This is a genomic window from Ruegeria sp. CE9 (assembly GCF_056537425.1).
The window spans coordinates 1-1,389 of sequence record NZ_JBQFRO010000064.1 but is presented as its reverse complement, the minus strand read 5'-3'; the positions used below and the strand labels follow the sequence as shown (position 1 = coordinate 1,389).

General features: G+C 57.4%; 2 protein-coding genes and 1 pseudogene. 2 read left to right on the top strand and 1 reads right to left on the bottom strand.

Features of this window, described 5'->3' with window-relative positions; genetic code table 11:
* A pseudogene (locus ACR0B3_RS23995) lies at positions 1 to 178 on the top strand (GNAT family N-acetyltransferase); the annotation flags it as partial.
* On the opposite strand, the gene ACR0B3_RS23990 reads toward ACR0B3_RS23995, so the two are convergent.
* Positions 173 to 868, bottom strand: a complete 696-nt coding sequence (locus ACR0B3_RS23990) for a response regulator (protein WP_340298822.1) — start codon at positions 866 to 868, stop codon at positions 173 to 175. The pseudogene ACR0B3_RS23995 and the gene ACR0B3_RS23990 sit on opposite strands and share 6 nt — an antisense overlap.
* Before the next feature lie 144 nt (positions 869 to 1,012).
* On the opposite strand from ACR0B3_RS23990, the gene mce reads away from it, so the two are divergent.
* Positions 1,013 to 1,389 (top strand): methylmalonyl-CoA epimerase (gene mce / locus ACR0B3_RS23985; protein WP_480811236.1); only part of this gene is annotated, 377 nt, incomplete at its 3' end.

Here is a 1,389-nt window from a genome sequence, read left to right as displayed (position 1 = left end):
CAAAAATCGTGACACCGCATGGTTTGCCGCCATTGATGCGGAATATCCCGCGCTAAAAGAGGCCTTTATCGCATGGCTTTTACCGCAGAATTTCGATGCGACAGGGCGCCAGATCGAACGTCTTTCTGACCTGACGGGATTGGTGCGGGTGGCGCGCGACCCCGCGCTTGGCTCATAGTCGTGGGCTGATTTCCGCGATTTTTTGTGTTAGCGCATGGCGCAGCGCCGCGCGGGTGTCACGCATCAGACTGCGCGCGGCTTCGGCCAATTCACGATCGCCAGCCTCCTGTGCGATGCCCATCAAGAAGGGGTGCAGATAGGGCAGGTGTGGGTCTGGCTGATCCAAGAGATCAATCGCATGGGTCAAATCCTCGCGATAGGCAATAGGGTTAGGGATCACGGTGTCGCCTGCCACAGCATGGGGGGTTTTAGGGGCCAAATCGCGGGGCAAATGGCGCAAGATTGTTTTTTGGAAATGCGCTAGGGTTTCGATGGGTTTGGTCAAAAAACCATCGGCACCTGCGGCCTTTGCCTCGGCGGCGCTGTCATGGGGGTCAGCGGCGGAACAAGCCAAGATCACGGGCAAGCGGGGGCTTGCCATGGCCAAATCTTGGATCAAATCCAAGCCAGACCCATCTGGTAGACCGAGGTCGATAATGGCCACGCTGGGGCGATAGACCTGCAGGTGACGCCGCGCGGAGGACAGGCAATCGGCGCGCCTTATCCGCGCGCCCGAACGCAGGCTCAGCAATCGCAGCGATTCCGAGGCGTATCGGCTATCCTCAACGATTAAAATGGTCAGCCCCATCAGCGGATTTAGCGCCTGCATTTTCGCCTGACGGGTTGGCGGCAATTTGAACTCATCCATTTCAGGCACCTCGAATTTGTGATTCCCTTCCCCGATTACAGCCTGTCGCGGTTACCGAAGGGTAAACGGGGCGCGACCACACGCCTCTTGCCCACAGGATTTTGCGCAGGCATATCGTGGGGCGAGTGACCGAAGGAGATGAAAATGATCGGTAGATTGAACCATGTGGCCATTGCTGTGCCTGATCTCGAGGCCGCGTCAGCGCAATATCGTGATACGCTCGGCGCAAAAGTTGGCGCGCCGCAGGACGAACCTGATCACGGGGTGACGGTAGTCTTCATCGAATTGCCCAATACCAAGATCGAGTTGCTCTATCCTTTGGGCGAAAATTCCCCCATCACGGGCTTTCTTGAGAAAAACCCCTCGGGCGGCATTCACCATATTTGCTACGAGGTCGAAGACATTTTGGCGGCGCGCGATAAGCTTCAGGAAAGTGGCGCGCGCGTTTTGGGCACGGGGGAGCCGAAAATTGGGGCACATGGCAAGCCCGTGTTATTCCTCCACCCCAAAGATTTCACAGG

Excerpts from the sequence above, each read along its gene's own strand:
- ACR0B3_RS23990 (WP_340298822.1), bottom strand. The coding sequence starts at position 868 with ATGGATGAGTTCAAATTGCCGCCAACCCGTCAGGCGAAAATGCAGGCG.